Annotated in this window: 1 protein-coding gene; it reads left to right on the plus strand. The window is 65.0% G+C overall.

Features of this window, described 5'->3' with window-relative positions; genetic code table 11:
- Window positions 1-112 precede the first annotated feature (112 nt).
- A partial coding sequence (pgk, locus tag FEI13_RS18905; protein ID WP_138183025.1) for a phosphoglycerate kinase occupies window positions 113-280 on the plus strand: 168 nt, incomplete at its 3' end.

The following is a 280-nucleotide window of genomic DNA, read 5'->3' on the forward strand; positions in this document are numbered from 1 at the left end:
GGGTCATCCACAACAGCGGCGAGGGTTGTTGCCGCTGAGCCCCCTACGACGGCACGACGCCCCAGCGCCGTGCCGTTTTCATTTCCCTTTCTCCCTTTCCACGGTTTCCGCCATGCAATTCAAGAAACTCACCGACCTCGACCTCGCCGGCAAGCGCGTCTTCATCCGCGCCGACCTGAACGTTCCCCAGGACGACACCGGCCGCATCACCGACGACACCCGCATCCGCGCATCGGTGCCGGCCATCAAGCTGGCCCTGGAAAAGGGCGCCGCCGTCATG

This window comes from Halomonas urmiana (assembly GCF_005780185.1).
Lineage (GTDB): Bacteria > Pseudomonadota > Gammaproteobacteria > Pseudomonadales > Halomonadaceae > Halomonas > Halomonas urmiana.